Here is a 16,330-nt window from a genome sequence, read left to right as displayed (position 1 = left end):
CTTCTAAAACTTAAAGTATTCTTTAGCATTACCATAGCAGATATTGGCTACCGTACTTCCGATGAGTTCCATATCTTCCGGAAGTTCGCCTGAGGCGATTTCCTTTCCGAAGAGATTGCATAGAATTCGTCTAAAATATTCGTGTCTTGGAAAGGATAAAAAGCTTCTGGAATCGGTTAGCATCCCAATAAAACAGCTGATTAGCCCCATATTTGATAATGCGTTCATCTGTTTTTCCATTCCGTCCTTTTGATCTAAAAACCACCAGCCGGATCCCCATTGTACTTTTCCGCGAACACTACCGTCATTGAAGTTCCCGATCATCGTGGCAAAGACTTCATTATCGGCCGGGTTTAGATTGTATAAGATCGTTTTAGTGAGTTTATCCTGGCTATCCAGTTTGTTTAAAAACTGAGAGAGTTTTTCTGCTTGTGAATAATCACCGATCGAATCCCAACCGGTATCGGGGCCCAATTGTGCCAGCATTCGTTTATTGTTGTTTCGAAGCGCCCCTAAATGAAATTGCTGTACCCAGCCGAATTTATGATAACTCTCGCATAAAAACAGTAAGATCGCGGTTTTGAATTTCTCAGCATCAAGAGGGGAAACTGCTTTCCCGGCCAGTTTGTTTTTAAAGATCGCATTGATCTCGGCTTCGGTAAATTCAGTATAGCTCATCGCATTTAAACCATGATCACAAAGTTTACAGCCATGTTTATCGAAGTATTCGATACGTTGCAATAATGCATCTTTGAGATCCTGGAAGCTTTCAATATCGATATTGGTGGTTTTACCCAGTGTTTTTAGATAATCGGTATAACCTTCCGCATCGATCAAAATAGATTTATCGGGACGAAAAGCGGTACTCACTTTTATTCCGAAGTCCTCGCCGGCCATCGCCTGATGATGTTCCAGGGTATCGGTAGGATCTTCCGTGGTACAAAGCGTATTGACATTCATTTTATGCAGCAAGCCGCGGCAGCTGTTTTCTTGTTGCTGCAACTGATTGTTGATCTCCTGATAGATCGCGGTGGCATTTTTTTCATTTAAAAGTTCATCGATCCCAAAGTAGCGTTTCAGCTCTAAATGCGTCCAATGGTACAGTGGATTACGAAGCGTATGTGGCACGGTTTTGCCCCAGGCTTCGAATTTCTCTTGATCGCTGGCGTTACCGGTGATATAGTGTTCATCGATTCCCAGTGTTCGCATCGCACGCCATTTATAATGGTCGCCACTTAGCCACACCTGGCTAATGGTATCGAACTGTGTATCAGCAGCGATCTGGGCCGGTGGCAAATGATTATGGTAATCGATGATCGGTTGGTCCTTTACATACTGATGATACAACTCCTCAGCATACTTAGTCTCCAATAAAAAATTATCCGTGATAAAAGGTTTATTACTCATTTGGTTTGTTTCAATTTTCAGAAATTATCGGCCCATCCAACCACCATCTACGGTGAGAATGCTTCCGCTCATATAATCACTAGCTTTAGAAGCTAAGAATATAATTGGTCCTTTAAAATCTTCTGGTTCTCCCCAACGTCCTGCCGGAATTCGGGATAAAATAGCTTCACTACGTTCTTCGTTATCACGTAATGCTTGTGTATTATCTGTTGCAATATAACCTGGCGCAATAGAATTCACCTGAACCCCTTTTCCTGCCCATTCATTAGAAAACGCCATGGTTAACTGACCAATAGCTCCTTTTGAAGCCGCATAGCCAGGTACTGTAATTCCTCCTTGAAATGTTAATAACGACGCGGTAAAAATGACTTTACCGTGACCACGCTTCAGCATTTCTTTTCCGATTTCACGAGTTAAAATGAACTGAGCATTTTGGTTCACTTCAATAACCTTATCCCAATACTCATCAGAATGTTCTGCCGCCGGAGCTCTTAAAATAGTCCCGGCGTTATTTACTAGAATATCAATTTTAGGATTTTCAGCTTTTACTTTTTCAATAAATGTGTACAATGATTTACGGTCTGAAAAGTCGCACTGATATCCTTTAAAACTTTTTCCAATTTCTTTAATTCTTTTTTCAATTTTAGAACCTTCAACTTCTAATGAAGCTGAAACACCTAAAATATTAGCTCCTGCTTCTGCTAAAGCTTCAGCCATTGCAAAACCAATTCCGCGTTTACAACCGGTTACTAATGCTGTTTTTCCTTCTAAACTAAACAAACTCATATTAGATATTATTTTAATTCGTCTGGAGTTACACCATCCATATCACCATAATCTAAGTTCTCACCGGCCATACCCCAAATAAAGGTATAATTAGAAGTACCCGCTCCTGCGTGAATCGACCATTCCGGTGAAATTACAGCCTGATGGTTTTTCATAAAAATATGACGTGTTTCCTGTGGTTGTCCCATAAAATGACTTATAGACTGGCCTTCATCTAAATCGAAGTAAAAGTAAACTTCCATTCTACGCTCGTGCGTATGTGGCGGCATGGTATTCCAAACGCAACCTTCCTGAAGCTCGGTCATTCCCATTTGTAACTGACAAGTTTCAATCACGCTATTCACCAATAATTTATTGATCACCCTTTTATTAGAAGTTTTTGTATCTCCTAGCTCCACTACTTCAGCTTCTGCTTTGGTCACTTTTTTGGTTGGGTAAGATTTATGCGCTGGAGCCGAATTAATGTAAAAATAAGGTTGCTCGTCGGTCGCTTCAAAAATAACTTCTTTGGTACCGCGACCTACGTAGAGTGCTTCACGATGACCAATTTCATAAACTTCACCATCAACAGTAACTTTACCTTTTCCTCCTACATTGATCACTCCTAATTCCCGGCGATCTAAAAAGTTTTCAGCCTTCAGTTCATCAATAGCTTCTAGTTTTAAAGCTTTATCTACCGGAAATGCACCTCCAGCAATATAGCGGTCGTACATGGTGTAGGTTAAACTAATTTGATCTTTTACAAACAACTCCGGAATTAGGAAATGCTCTCGAAGTTTTTCTGTAGTATATTTTTTCACATCTTCGGGATGATGCGCATATCTAAATTCTGATTTTGTCATGATTATGGTATATTTTTTAAGTTGATTAAAAGCTATTCAGGCAATTTCCATATTATTAAAGTGCTTTCCATCCTGCACTAACCTGACTTTCGAGCTACTAATTTAAATTTATGCAATCGATTACACAAATAATTTCATCAAAAATTACTGATTATTTTTAAAATATTACACAGAATTCCTTTCAATATATTTAAAAACGTTTTTAACCTTCTCCTTTTTGTTCTTTAAAACCATATAAGCAGCAGACTCTCCCATCGCTTTAAAATCTGTACTTATCACTGTTATGCCTAGTAATTCTTTTAAAGGAGTTTCGTTGTAGGAGATCACACCTATATCCTCACCCATGCTAAGATCCTTAGCTCTAATTTGTCTCACCAAATTAACAAGATCTCTTTCCTGAATCGTAATGTAAACATCCTTACTTTGTAGCTCCATATCATCATAGATCTCGTCTAGAACTTCAAAATCAAATCGATATTCTACACAAAATTTCTTAAATCCATGGACAATCCTTTTTGGATAAGGGTTTACCGATTTATTAGGATACACTAAAATGATCTTATCATATTTTTTAATACGATCTAAGCCTTCTTTCAAAGCACTATAAATATCTTCCATAAAATCCTGATAAATGCTGCCATAGTCACCTTTGATGTCTGGTTTTGTATTATCAAGTAATATTAATTTTTGCTTAGGTATTCGATCAATCATTTCTAAAACGGCTGGTGTATGACTAACGTGGTTAGAATTTTCGTCCCTAAAATGTGGCATGATCACATAAAAATCATAATACCCCAGATTGCGCTCTAAATATTTGTTGAAAAGCGTTTCATCGCAATGATAAATATAAAGATTTACGTGTCCGTTGATTCCTAGAGTATCTACAAATGAATTGTAAATCATCATTTTGTAAGTACTTGGTTTGTTCACCAGAAAGAAAACATTGGTTTTTGCTATAAGATCAGTCTTAGAAGTATAATATCCCTTACCCTTAACCGAAACTATGATTTTCTTTTCCTTTAGATTTTTGTAAGCTTTCTCGACAGTATCTCGAGAAAGTAGTAAATGTTCACTTAATTCGTTGATAGAAGGTATTTTTTCTCCTATCTTTAAATTGCCCTGTGCTATATCATAAACAATAGAATCAACGATTTGCTTATATTTAGGGACTCGGGAATTTGGATCAATATTTATTTCAAACGTTTGCGACGTCATTTGCTAGTTAGTTTAAGTGTGTAACTGGTTTAATGTTGCTGAATTTCAAGCTAAACTTAACATATTTTCTGAATGTTTAAAGATAATATTAAAAAATTAAGCAGTATAGCACAGGATGGTCTAAATAATTCTAAAAACTACATTTGAAAAGCTTTAATTGAAACAATAAAATTAAAATGGAAAAAACTTTTCAGTACGTAGACTATCTCTGGGATGAAGCTAAAGCTGCCGAATTGGGTGACGATCAGGTAGCTTTGTTTTTATACCGATCAAATATATTAGGTGCCGATCTAAGAATTACCAATTATGGCGGCGGAAATACCAGCTGTAAAACCATCGAAAAAGATCCGCTAACTAACGAAGATGTAGAAGTAATGTGGGTTAAAGGTTCTGGTGGTGATATTGGTACGTTGACTCGTAAAGGAATTGCCGGTTTATATACTGAACGCCTTAGAAATCTTAAAAATGTTTATGGTGGTTTAGAAGATGAAGACCGAATGGTAGGACTTTTTAATCACTGTATTTACGATCTGGATAGTAAAGCGCCTTCTATCGATACGCCGCTTCACGGATTATTACCTTTTAAACATATCGATCACCTGCACCCAGATGCGCTTATCGCGGTTGCGGCTGCAAAAGATAGCGAACAGGTCACCAAAGAAATTTGGGGCGATACAATGGGTTGGGTTCCGTGGCAACGTCCTGGTTTCGATTTAGGGCTTCAGCTAGAAAAATGTTTGGAAGAAAACCCAGGAATTAGAGGAATCGTACTAGGTAGTCACGGTTTATTTACTTGGGGCGATACTTCTTACGATTGCTACGTAAATAGTCTGGAAGTTATCGAAATGGCTTCAGATTATATTGAAAAGAAAATCAAAGAAAACGGAGAAGTTTTTGGCGGACAAAAAATTGAATCTTTACCTGCGGAAGAACGTAAAGAAAAGGCTGCCGAGTTAATGCCGTTATTACGCGGATTGGCTTCTTCAGAAAATCAAATGATCGGTCATTTTACTGATAGTGATACCGTTTTACAATACATTAATAGTAATGATCTGGAGCGTCTAGCGCCAATGGGAACTTCCTGTCCCGATCATTTTCTACGTACTAAAATTCAGCCGCTTATCTTGACCTTAGATCCGTCAGATGATGTAACCGATACGGAAGCTACGCTGAAAAAATTAGAGCCTTCTTTTGAACAATATCGAGAAGAATATCGCCAGTATTACGAAAATCATAAACACGCAAATAGTCCGGCAATGCGGGATCCTAACCCGGTGATCATTATTTATCCGGGTGTTGGGATGTTCAGTTTTGCAAAGAACAAACAAACCACTCGTGTAGCCAGCGAATTCTATGTAAATGCGATCAATGTGATGCGTGGCGCTGAAGCGATTACTGAATATACGTCTTTACCAAGACAAGAAGCTTTTGATATCGAATATTGGTTGTTAGAAGAGGCTAAATTACAACGTATGCCTGCGGAAAAACCACTTTCACGCAAAGTAGCTATAGTAACTGGTGCTGCCGGCGGAATAGGAAAAGCGATCGCCGATAAATTGGTTGCTGAAGGTGCTAACGTAGTGCTAACCGATATTAGTCAGGAGAATTTAGAGGAAGCTTTATCGACTTACAAACGTGACGAAGCTGCGATTGCACTTTGCGATGTAACCAAAGAAGAGTCGATAGAAAAGGCTTACAAAGAAGCGAATCTTGCCTTTGGAGGTGTAGATATCGTGGTACATTCAGCAGGATTAGCAATTTCAAAATCTTTACCGGATACTTCCTTGAAGGATTGGGAACTGCTTCAAAATGTATTGGTGAAAGGTCAGTTTTTGATGGCCCAAAAAGGAGTTGAAATTATGCGCAAGCAAGGTCTAGGTGGTGATATCGTGAATATCGCGAGTAAAAATGGACTAGTTTCCGGCCCTAATAATGTTGGCTACGGAACGGCAAAAGCAGCGCAACAACATATGACGCGTTTATTAGCTGCGGAATTGGGTGGCGATCATATTCGTGTGAATACAGTAAACCCAGATGGAGTGATCGTTGGAAGTAAAATTTGGGAAGGTGATTGGGCTGAAGGTCGCGCAAAAGCTTACGGAATTAAAGTTGAAGATCTTCCTGCGCATTACGCCAAAAGAAACTTATTAAATGAAATTATCTTACCAGAAGATATCGCTAACGGCGTATTCGCCTGCGTAGGCGTTCTGGAGAAAAGCACCGGAAACACCATTAATGTCGATGGCGGTATGGCGAATGCTTTTGTGAGATAAAGTTTAGATATGAGTAATTAGATTTTAGAGTCTAGATGTTAGAAAATAGATTTTAGAACTTAGAGAGTAGACAAAGTGTAATTTAATCAAGAGCCAAGAAACTCGAAAGATTTAAAGTGGCCTATCGAAAGCTTATCGTAAAATTTGAAGTGAAAATGCCGTAAAATTTCAGGCTGCCTGCCAGCCGGCAGGCTGGTTTGAGCGATAGCGAGTTCCTGAAATTTAGGCATCGAACAATAAATTTAGATAAGTTTTGGTAAGCCTTGATTTTTTGGTTCGTTTTGTATCAAGACAAAATGAACAGATAAGATAAAATAGTCTAAACTCTAAATTCTAGAAGCGAAGCGATCTAAAATCTTAAAAGAGAAATTATGAAAATAAATACTGATCAACTATCAGAATTCAATAAAAAGCAAAGCGATTCATTCGAAAATGAAATCGATTACATTAAAAATAAGTTTGCTAAAAAAGGAATCTCGATAGATGAAATTATACAAAAATTAGCCGATTTTCAGGTGGCGATTCCGAGTTGGGCATTAGGGGCCGGCGGAACGCGATTTGGTCGCTTTTCTTACGGCGGAGAACCTTCTTCTTTAGAGCAAAAGTTAGATGATATTGGCATTTTACACGCGCTCACCAAAACGGCAGGAGCGGTGTCGTTGCATATTCCGTGGGATATTCCGGAAGATGTAAACGCGATCAAAGATATTGCAAAAAGTCACGATATCATTTTTGATGCAATGAACTCGAATACCTTTCAGGATCAACCTGATGCGGAGGAAACTTATAAATTCGGTTCGTTAAATAGTATTAATGAAGCTTCTCGTGAATATGCAATAGAACACAATAAAGAAGTAATTCGTATTGGAGAACAATTGGGTTCAAAAAGTTTAACCGTTTGGTTGGCAGATGGAGCTAGTTTTCCAGGACAGCTGAATTTTCAAAATGCGTTGCAAAACACCGAAAAAAGCCTGAAAGAAATTTATGCTTCAATGCCAGAAGACTGGAAGCTTTTTATCGAATACAAACCGTACGAACCTAACTTTTATAGTACTACCATTCAGGACTGGGGAACATCATTTATGTTAGCCAATGCTTGTGGAGATCGCGCTTTCACTTTGGTCGATTTAGGTCATCATTTACCAAATACCAATATCGAGCAAATCGTGGCGACCTTAATGTATAAAGGCAAGTTAGGCGGATTCCATTTTAACGATAGTAAATACGGCGACGACGACTTGACGGTAGGTTCCATAAAGCCTTATGCGCTATTCTTAATTTTTAATGAACTGGTCTACGGAATGGAAAACAATCCGCAAAACCCATATCCAGCGTGGATGATCGACGCGAGTCATAATATCAAAGATCCGCTGGAAGATTTATTACAATCGTTGGAAGCTATTTTGATTGCTTACGCTCAGGCATTGCTAGTCGATCAAAAAGCATTAAAAGAAGCGCAACACAACAATGATGTTACTAAATGCCAAGAAATTTTGCAGGATGCGTACAGAACCGATGTTCGCCCGATCGTAAAAGCAGCAAGAGCTAAAAGTGGCGCAGCTGTAAATCCTATTGAAGCCTACCGCGCATTCGATGTTCGTAAAACACTAATCGAAGCCCGCGGAATGAAAACCGTGGCGACGGGATTGTAGAAGTGAAGTTAGATTTGAGATGTTAGAAAATAGAATATAGAGAATAGACAATTTGAAAATATGTTGATTTGAAAATGAAGGTGAATTGTCACTTCGAGTGATTTTATTGAAGCAATAGCGGAAATAAAATTGTATCGAGAAGTAAATAGGAATGAGATTCTAGAAATTAGAATATAGATAATAGACTAAAAAATCAGAAAACAAGATAAGTTCGTCATCCTGAACCTGACCGTCCGGCAGGCGGGCTTGTTTCAGGATCTCATCCAGCTGAGAACGTGATGAGATTCCGTGTCAAGCACGGAATGACGAAGGAAAAAATTTAGATTAAAACAGGGATAGTATCCTACTTTTTAATTCCGTAGTAATTGTAGGAAAATGGCGCAGCGCTGGATGCGGAGCAAGGGATTAGTGAAACGGTTTCCCTTGCGCAGGATAAGCTATTTTACTAACAATTCAAGGAAATAAAAATAAGACTAGACTTTTTTGCTACTTTTTTTGGCAATGAAAAAAAGTAGAGTAAAGAAAAATAGAAACGAAGATTTCAATTTAAGAAAATATGAAACCTCACAAGTTTTCAAAACCTGTAAGGTTTAAGCAAAAAGTCTAATTTCTAAACTCTAAAAGCGAAGCGATCTAAAGTCTAAACTACTGCGCGAGGGATTGAAGTGGAAATCCTGCCTGCCGGCAGGCAGGCCCGGATTGCGACCGTAGGAAGCAAACGGAATTGCAGCGTAAAGCCTGCCTCGCCGGCAGGCAGGCCCGACCTGTAAGGTCGCGTCCCAAATAAGATTACAATTAAAATGAATAAAAAGAAAGTAACTGCTGTTTTTGATATTGGGAAAACCAACAAGAAATTTTTCCTGTTCGATAAGGATTATCAGGAGATTTTTCGGGATTATACGCGTTTGCCGCTAACGGTAGATGAGGATGGTTATCCTACCGAAGATATTACGCTTTTACGACAGTGGATCAAAGATACGTTTCATTCGATTTTAGAAAGTGAAGAATATGAAGTGAAATCGATCAATTTTTCGACGTACGGTGCGAGTTTAGTGCATTTAGATCATCACGGAAATGTGTTGACGCCTTTATATAACTATACGAAACCGATTGAGAAGGAAATTACCGATGAATTTTATGCGAAATATGGTGGCGAATTAAAGATAGCCAAAGAGACCGCTTCGCCACAATCGGGAATGCTAAATTCGGGATTACAGTTGTTTTGGCTGAAGAAAAAATACCCCGAGATTTTTAACAAAATCAAGTATACGCTTCATCTTCCGCAGTACTTATCGTTTTTGTTTACGGGTATTCCGGTGAGCGAATATACCTCGATCGGTTGCCACACCAATTTGTGGGATTTCGATAAGGAAGATTATCACGAATGGGTTTATGCGGAAGGTATCGATCAATTATTCGGGCCAATTATTCCGACGGCGAGTAGTATAAACACTTCTTACAAAGGAAAGAAAATAAAAATTGGTGTAGGGATTCACGATAGTTCTTCGGCATTATTACCTTATATTTTAAGTAAGAAAAAGCCGTTTTTATTGCTTTCAACAGGAACCTGGAGTATTTCGTTGAATCCGTTTAACGAAGAAAGTTTAGCAGAAGAAGATATTAAAAACAATTGCCTGAATTACCTGCGTGTCGACGGAAAGCGTGTAAAAGCTTCTCGTTTTTTTATGGGAAATGAATACCGAATTCAGGTTGAAAAACTTGGCGAATACTACGGAAAAGAATACGGCTATCACCGCGATGTAAAGTTTGACCAAGATCTCTATTTAAGATTGATTGAAAAACCATCGATTTATTTCAAATTTGAAGGAATCTCATTGCAACGGAAAGAATTACACCAAACCGATTTAAAGCCTTTCCCAACTTTTGAAGAAGCCTATCACCAATTAATGATCGAGCTGATGGAATTACAGATTCACACCATTAGAAATGCGATAGGAAATTCACCTATTTATAAAATTTACATCGATGGTGGTTTTACCGATAATGATGTATTTATGAAATTAATGGCGCATCACTTTAGCGAATTTAAGGTATTATCAACGCATTCACCTTTAGGTTCTGCCCTGGGTGCGGCGATGGTGATTTCTAATAAAAAGGTAGATTCTAAATTTTTAAAAGAAAACTATCGAATGAAGAAATTAGTTCCGCTGCTGTTAACGAAGTAGTTTTTAGTAGTGAGAAGTTAGTATTGAGAGATTAGATGCTAGAAAATAGAGAATAGACCAGTGATTAAAGAAACAAGAATCAGGAGGAATCTTAAGCTAAAAATAAGCGTCATCCCAGACTTGATCCGGGATCTCATCAAGTAAATACTGAATGAAGAAAATAAGAGAAAACTTAAAGCTGAATACATTCAATTTTAAGCTCAAATAATATCAACTGTTAACTAGTAACCGTAAACAGTAAACTAAACCAAACCTATGGCCTTTCCATTTAACACCGAATATCCGTCGATCGAATCGCTTCGTGAGCGTGCGCAAAAGCGTATGCCGCGTTTTGCATTCGAATACCTGGACGGAGGCTGTAACGAGAATATTAACATCAAAAGAAATACCGATGAAATTAGGGAGATTCAGCTAAAACCCAGATACCTGAAAAACTACAGCAAATCGAGGTTAGAAACTGAATTGTTCGGTATTAAATACGATGCTCCTTTTGGGATTTCACCAATTGGTTTACAAGGTTTAATGTGGCCAAATGCACCCGAAATCTTAGCAAAAGCATCGTTGAAACATAACATTCCGTTTGTTTTGAGTACGGTAACTTCCACAAGTATCGAACGAGCAAGTGAACTAACGGAAGGTCGCGCCTGGTTTCAGCTATATCATCCTACCGAAGATTGGTTACGTGACGATATTTTAAAACGAGCTGAAGCCGCTGAAGTTCCGGTTTTGGTGATTTTATGTGATGTTCCCACTTTTGGCTATCGTCCAAAAGAGATTAGAAACGGACTCGCAATGCCGCCGCAAATGAATTTCAGAAATGTATTGCAGGTAATGGGCAAACCCGCCTGGGCAATGGAAACCCTAAAACACGGCGCGCCAAATTTTGCGACAATGAAAAAATATATGGAAAAAGGGATGAGCATTAAACAGCTTGGCGCCTGGATGAATGCTACTTTTTCCGGAAGATTAAATGAAGAAAAAATTAAACCGCTTCGTGATCTTTGGAAAGGGAAATTGGTCTTAAAAGGAGTCGTTTCCGATGAAGATGCTGAAGAAGCGATTCGATTAGGTTTCGACGGAATTATCGTTTCCAATCACGGCGGAAGACAATTAGACGCAGGGGAATCGACCATAAAGCCACTTTCTCATATTGCCGAAAAGTATAAAAATCAAATTACGGTAATGATGGATAGCGGAATCCGTTCCGGTCCCGACATTGCTCGCGTTATGAGTAGCGGTGCCGATTTTAGCTTTTTAGGGCGATCGTTTATGTACGGCGTTGGCGCTTTAGGCGATAAAGGCGGTGATCATACCATTGCAATGCTAAAAATGCAATTACAACAAGTTCTGGAGCAAGTCTGTTGCGAAAAAGTAACCGATTTACCGAAGTATTTGGTGAAGGAATGATTAAAGTTGAAAAGTGAGATTTTAGAGTTTAGAAAAGAAATGCTAGAATATAGACTCTAATTTCTATTTATAAAAATGGCCTATCGAAAGCTTATCGTAAAATTAGAAGGGAAAATGCCGTAAAATTTTAGGCTGTTTGAGCGGTAGCGAGTTCCTAAAATTTAGGCTTCGAACGATAAATTTAGATAAGTGTTCGTAAGCCTTGATTTTTTGGTTCGTTTTGTATCAAGACAAAATGAAAAGAGTCTAACCTTGAATTTAAATAAAATTTTATTGGAATTCATAACTCTCTACTAAATCGATTGAAATAAAGTAATAACAAAATAAAGGCTGAAAGCTAATCGCTAGTAGCTAACATCTAAAAAAAATGAGTCAGGCACAAATAGAAGAAGAAGTATTAACCGAAGAAGTTTCGGGAGAATTTGAACGCGAACGTGTTCCTGAATCCAAGCTAAAAAGTTGGAAAAGCTTTTTAGGAATGTATGCCGGTGAGCACGCTGCCGGAACCGAGTTTGTAATCGGTCCGCTTTTTTTAACTACCGGTGTTAGTGCCTTCGACTTGATCATCGGATTACTTTTAGGGAATTTGATGGCAGTTTTAAGCTGGCGGTTTCTCACTGCAGAAATTGGCACCAAATTTAGATATACACTTTATTATCATTTAGAAAAAATCTGTGGAAAACGACTTGTTACGGTTTATAATTTGGCTAATGGAGTATTATTCTGCTTTTTGGCCGGAGCAATGATCACGGTATCCGCAACCGCGGTAGGCGTTCCATTTGATATGGAGATGCCTAAATTAACCGATACAATGCCTAATAGTGCCACCTGGATAATAGTTGTTTTGGCTATTGGAGCTGTAATATCTATTGTTGCGGCAAAAGGATATGGTATGGTGGCGAAAGCTGCCAATTGGATGAGTCCGATTATCGTAGCTGCTTTCGTGATCTGCGGAATTGTTTCGTTAGTGAACTTAGACGTACATAGTTTTTCTGATTTTTGGAACATTTGGGGAGAAGGAAGCGAACCTTTTCCCGGGCAAATAAAATATACGTTCTGGCACGTATTCTTATGGTCCTGGTTTGCCAATGCCGCAATGCATATCGGGATGTCAGATCTATCGGTATTTCGATTTGCGAAAAAACCAAGTTCTGGTTGGACAACAGCTGCCGGAATTTACATAGGGCATTATATCGCCTGGATCGCAGCTGCATTATTATACGCTGTATACTTAAAATCTCCTGAAGCTCAGGCTATTTTAGCCGACGGAGAAGCACCTTCGGTAGCACCGGGGCCATTGGCATATAATGCGATTGGTGTTTTCGGAATTATTGCGGTAATTCTTGCGGGATGGACTACGGCAAACCCAACAATTTACCGAGCAGGATTGGCTTTTCAGGCTATTATTCCAAAGGTTTCTACGGCTTGGGTTACTATCATTGCAGGAACAGTAGCAACCATTGCCGGTTTATTTCCTGCTTTTGCTATGAAATTATTAGGTTTTGTAGCGCTTTATGGATTCATTTTAGCACCTATCGGAGCCACTATTGTTTTTGAATATTTCTTCGGAAAGAAATTTGGCATTCAATCTTTCTATGCTGAAAAATCGGGGACTAAATTTAATCAGCCCGTCTTTTGGGCTTGGGTGATTAGTTTTGGTGTATTCTACTTTATCTCCATTCAATTTGATGTATTCTTATCTTTCGTTACTCTACCCGCCTGGCTTTGCTGCGGAATTCTATATTTAGTTTTTAGCAAAATGATGCAGAAGAAAACAATTCCAAGTTAAAAATTTAAAATTTTCAATATAATATAAGGACTATTTTATATAGTCCTTTTTTAATATAGAAGTTTAAATTCTATGTATTAAGATTATATATCTTGAAGTAGTTTTTATAGTAAACTTACCTTGGTGAGGCATTCGTTGGAAACAAATTTTAATTTCGAGGCAAACCTAGGAGCATTATAACCTCTGGCGGAGCCAATAAAATTACGAGAAATTAAAAAATCATTCTACAGAAAAATATAAAGATTTACAACCAATCCAATCTTTACGGTTATCTATATAAATTTAATTAAAAACTTAACTTATGTTAATAAAAACCAAATTAGAACTGAGTTGAAGCTTATTTTCAAAATCAAAAGTAAATGACAAATAATCAGTTATTAACATTAATTAGAATAAATTTTATACATAAAACGATTTATCAATAATAATTTATCACTAAAGCAGCATAGTGCAGGATACGAAAACGTTTTCATTAAAGTAATTTAGATTTACTAAATAATTAACATACAAATATTTCAAAATAATACCACAACTATTAATTACATGAAAGTTTTTAACAGATTAATAATCTTTCTTGCCATCATTTTATTCATTAGTTGTTCTGATAAAGAATTCGATGAATATTATGGTAGACCAGAAAACTTGGAACAACCCATTTATCAAACATTAGAAGAGAAAAGTAACTTTAGTTCACTACTCCGTGTTATAGATAAAGCTGGATATAAAGATATATTAGGCAAATCCGGATATTGGACGATGTTTGCCCCTAACGATAATGCTTTTTCGGAATTCTTGGAAACAGAAAGTATATCAGATATAGAAAGTATCGATTCTATATTAGCAGGTAAGATTGTAAAATATTCCTTAGTATACAATGCGTTTAGAAGAGAACGGTTACCAGATTATCAATCTTCAACCGGATGGATAGAAGATCAGGCTTTTAAAAGAAGGACTGCCTACTATGACAGCTTCAGGAATGAAATGGTTGATGGTCAACAAATCGTCGTTGTTGGTTCTAATCGTAATAATACGAACGGAAGTAATTATTATATCAATGGTGATAACAATAATAAATATATTACATATTTCTCTGAAGGTTTTATGTTAGAACAAGGATATACTAGTTATGATTACAACTTTTTTTATCCCAACGAAGAATTAACAGACCTAACTGTTATGAACGCTCAGGCTATAAATGTTGATATTATTGCTGAGAATGGTATTGTCCATGAAATTGACAGAGTCCTTTTGCCTCCACAAAATATTGACAATTATCTATCAGAAAACGCCAGTTACAGCCTGTTCTATGAAATAATGGAGAATAATCTAATAAATTATATTTTTAATGAAGACGCAACAAAGAGCTACTATAATTTCACAGGTAATTCTCAAGATGTTTTCGTAAAGGTTTATGACCAAGCGTTGCCATTTTCGCCTAATAACGAAAATTTTTTTAAAGAAATGGATAATGATGGGCAATCTAATGGATATACTTTATTTGCGCCTGAAAATTCTGTTTTTCAAGAATTTGTAAATGAAGTTCTTTTGAAAAATTATTCTTCACTAGAACAAATGCCTAAATATATTTTCGAAGATCTCTATAATGCACATATGTGGCCTAGTAGTGTTTGGCCGTCAAAGTATCAAGCATCCATTAACGGTCTAGACGAAGAGCCTAGATTTGATTTCAACACTGATATAATAGATGTTAAATTACTTAGCAATGGTTTCTTTTATGGAACAAACAAAGTTCAGGCTTCAAACTATTTCTACAGTGTCTACACATCACCTTATTTAGACCCAGATTACACTTTGATGACCCGACTATTGAATGATACTGACGGTTATCGAAATCTAATTAGCAACATAAATAGAAGATGGACATTATTCATGATGTCTGACGATGTAATGAATAATTTAGGATATAGTTATGATATAGATCGATCTGAGTGGGTATACGAGTCACCAGAAAATGGAAATATTGTGACTGGGAACATTGCAAAGCAAAGAGCATTAAGAATATTATATAACCATATTGTTTATACGCCAAATAATGAACTTGAAGATTTATCTGGTTCTGGAATTATTAGAACTGGCGATAATGAATTACCAGGAGAATACATTAAGTATGAAAACAATAGAGTTTATGCTGCAGGAAATGAAGTGCTTGAAAATTATGTGAATATTACAGGATCAGAAACTCAAAATAACGGTATTGTTTATTATACAGACAACCTTTTAGAATTTAGTGAAGAGGCTCCAGGAATAGATTTGAAAAACCTTGCTGAAATAGAAGATTCACCTTTTCAATATTTCTTCAATTATTTAGAAAACTCTCAATTTTATAATCCTGACGGTAGTACTTTATCTATTGTTACATTAGGAACTCGATACACCTTTCTAATTCCAAACAATAGTGCTATTGAGCAAGCTGTACAGGATGGAGCTTTACCAGCGACAGAAACTGGTGAGCCTAACTTTAATCCGAGCACATTCGAAGATCAAGAATTAGTTTCAAATTTTATTAGATATCATATAATTACTGATAGAATAATTTCCGACGACGGAAAAGTAACAGGAGATTACGAAACTTTACTTCAAGATAATTTAGGAGAATCAACCTACTTAACATTCGAGACCTCACCAGGAAATCTAAGTATAACCGACAATAGTGGAAGAGATGCAAATTTTATTCCTTCATTTAGTAATAATCTAGCTGATAGATCTTTGATCCATTTAATAGACAACTATCTCTTATATACCGAATAAACTA

10 protein-coding genes are annotated in these 16,330 nt (G+C 37.2%); 6 read left to right on the top strand and 4 right to left on the bottom strand.

The features are described from left to right. Nucleotides 1-3: 3 nt before the first annotated feature. From uxaC to INR75_RS10425, 4 genes are all read right to left on the bottom strand, one after another. Nucleotides 4-1,407, bottom strand: a complete 1,404-nt coding sequence (gene uxaC / locus INR75_RS10440; protein ID WP_223088749.1) for a glucuronate isomerase — start codon at nucleotides 1,405-1,407, stop codon at nucleotides 4-6. A gap of 24 nt (nucleotides 1,408-1,431) precedes the next feature. Beyond that, the gene (locus tag INR75_RS10435) at nucleotides 1,432-2,193 is read right to left on the bottom strand and encodes an SDR family NAD(P)-dependent oxidoreductase (protein ID WP_223088748.1); all 762 of its coding nucleotides are present in this window, start codon (nucleotides 2,191-2,193) and stop codon (nucleotides 1,432-1,434) included. 8 nt (nucleotides 2,194-2,201) lie between these two features. Continuing rightward, nucleotides 2,202-3,035, bottom strand: coding sequence for a 5-dehydro-4-deoxy-D-glucuronate isomerase (gene kduI, locus INR75_RS10430; protein ID WP_223088747.1), 834 nt, complete (start codon nucleotides 3,033-3,035; stop codon nucleotides 2,202-2,204). A gap of 165 nt (nucleotides 3,036-3,200) precedes the next feature. Continuing rightward, complete coding sequence (locus INR75_RS10425; RefSeq protein WP_223088746.1) at nucleotides 3,201-4,250, bottom strand: GntR family transcriptional regulator; 1,050 nt, start codon at nucleotides 4,248-4,250, stop codon at nucleotides 3,201-3,203. A gap of 176 nt (nucleotides 4,251-4,426) precedes the next feature. On the opposite strand from INR75_RS10425, the gene INR75_RS10420 reads away from it, so the two are divergent. The 6 genes from INR75_RS10420 to INR75_RS10395 all read left to right on the top strand — a co-directional run bounded on the left by INR75_RS10420 (nucleotide 4,427) and on the right by INR75_RS10395 (nucleotide 16,326). Next, nucleotides 4,427-6,523 carry a bifunctional aldolase/short-chain dehydrogenase gene (locus INR75_RS10420; protein WP_223088745.1) on the top strand — a complete coding sequence of 699 codons (2,097 nt, stop codon included), beginning with the start codon at nucleotides 4,427-4,429 and terminating at the stop codon, nucleotides 6,521-6,523. A 371-nt stretch (nucleotides 6,524-6,894) separates the two neighbouring features. Beyond that, entirely contained in the window at nucleotides 6,895-8,175 is a 1,281-nt protein-coding gene (locus INR75_RS10415) for a TIM barrel protein (protein ID WP_223088744.1), read from the top strand. Between the two features lie 800 nt (nucleotides 8,176-8,975). Further along, on the top strand, nucleotides 8,976-10,361 hold the full coding sequence (locus tag INR75_RS10410) for an FGGY-family carbohydrate kinase (protein WP_223088743.1): 1,386 nt from the start codon (nucleotides 8,976-8,978) through the stop codon (nucleotides 10,359-10,361). 255 nt (nucleotides 10,362-10,616) lie between these two features. Next, nucleotides 10,617-11,768: an alpha-hydroxy acid oxidase gene (locus tag INR75_RS10405; RefSeq protein ID WP_223088742.1), complete on the top strand. Its 1,152-nt coding sequence runs from the start codon at nucleotides 10,617-10,619 to the stop codon at nucleotides 11,766-11,768. A 367-nt stretch (nucleotides 11,769-12,135) separates the two neighbouring features. Continuing rightward, nucleotides 12,136-13,557, top strand: a complete 1,422-nt coding sequence (locus INR75_RS10400; protein WP_223088741.1) for a cytosine permease — start codon at nucleotides 12,136-12,138, stop codon at nucleotides 13,555-13,557. A gap of 543 nt (nucleotides 13,558-14,100) precedes the next feature. After that, nucleotides 14,101-16,326: a fasciclin domain-containing protein gene (locus tag INR75_RS10395; protein ID WP_223088740.1), complete on the top strand. Its 2,226-nt coding sequence runs from the start codon at nucleotides 14,101-14,103 to the stop codon at nucleotides 16,324-16,326. Nucleotides 16,327-16,330 lie beyond the last annotated feature (4 nt).

It is taken from the genome of Zunongwangia sp. SCSIO 43204 (assembly GCF_019904275.1).
GTDB classification, from domain to species: domain Bacteria; phylum Bacteroidota; class Bacteroidia; order Flavobacteriales; family Flavobacteriaceae; genus Zunongwangia; species Zunongwangia mangrovi.
This window is presented reverse-complemented; position numbering and strand designations above follow the sequence as displayed.

What these genes read in the sequence shown, in the direction of transcription:
- uxaC (WP_223088749.1), bottom strand. Translation starts at nt 1,407, where the DNA reads ATGAGTAATAAACCTTTTATCACGGATAATTTTTTATTGGAGACTAAG.
- INR75_RS10435 (WP_223088748.1), bottom strand. Translation starts at nt 2,193, where the DNA reads ATGAGTTTGTTTAGTTTAGAAGGAAAAACAGCATTAGTAACCGGTTGT.
- kduI (WP_223088747.1), bottom strand. Translation starts at nt 3,035, where the DNA reads ATGACAAAATCAGAATTTAGATATGCGCATCATCCCGAAGATGTGAAA.
- INR75_RS10425 (WP_223088746.1), bottom strand. Translation starts at nt 4,250, where the DNA reads ATGACGTCGCAAACGTTTGAAATAAATATTGATCCAAATTCCCGAGTC.
- INR75_RS10420 (WP_223088745.1), top strand. Translation starts at nt 4,427, where the DNA reads ATGGAAAAAACTTTTCAGTACGTAGACTATCTCTGGGATGAAGCTAAA.
- INR75_RS10415 (WP_223088744.1), top strand. Translation starts at nt 6,895, where the DNA reads ATGAAAATAAATACTGATCAACTATCAGAATTCAATAAAAAGCAAAGC.
- INR75_RS10410 (WP_223088743.1), top strand. Translation starts at nt 8,976, where the DNA reads ATGAATAAAAAGAAAGTAACTGCTGTTTTTGATATTGGGAAAACCAAC.
- INR75_RS10405 (WP_223088742.1), top strand. Translation starts at nt 10,617, where the DNA reads ATGGCCTTTCCATTTAACACCGAATATCCGTCGATCGAATCGCTTCGT.
- INR75_RS10400 (WP_223088741.1), top strand. Translation starts at nt 12,136, where the DNA reads ATGAGTCAGGCACAAATAGAAGAAGAAGTATTAACCGAAGAAGTTTCG.
- INR75_RS10395 (WP_223088740.1), top strand. Translation starts at nt 14,101, where the DNA reads ATGAAAGTTTTTAACAGATTAATAATCTTTCTTGCCATCATTTTATTC.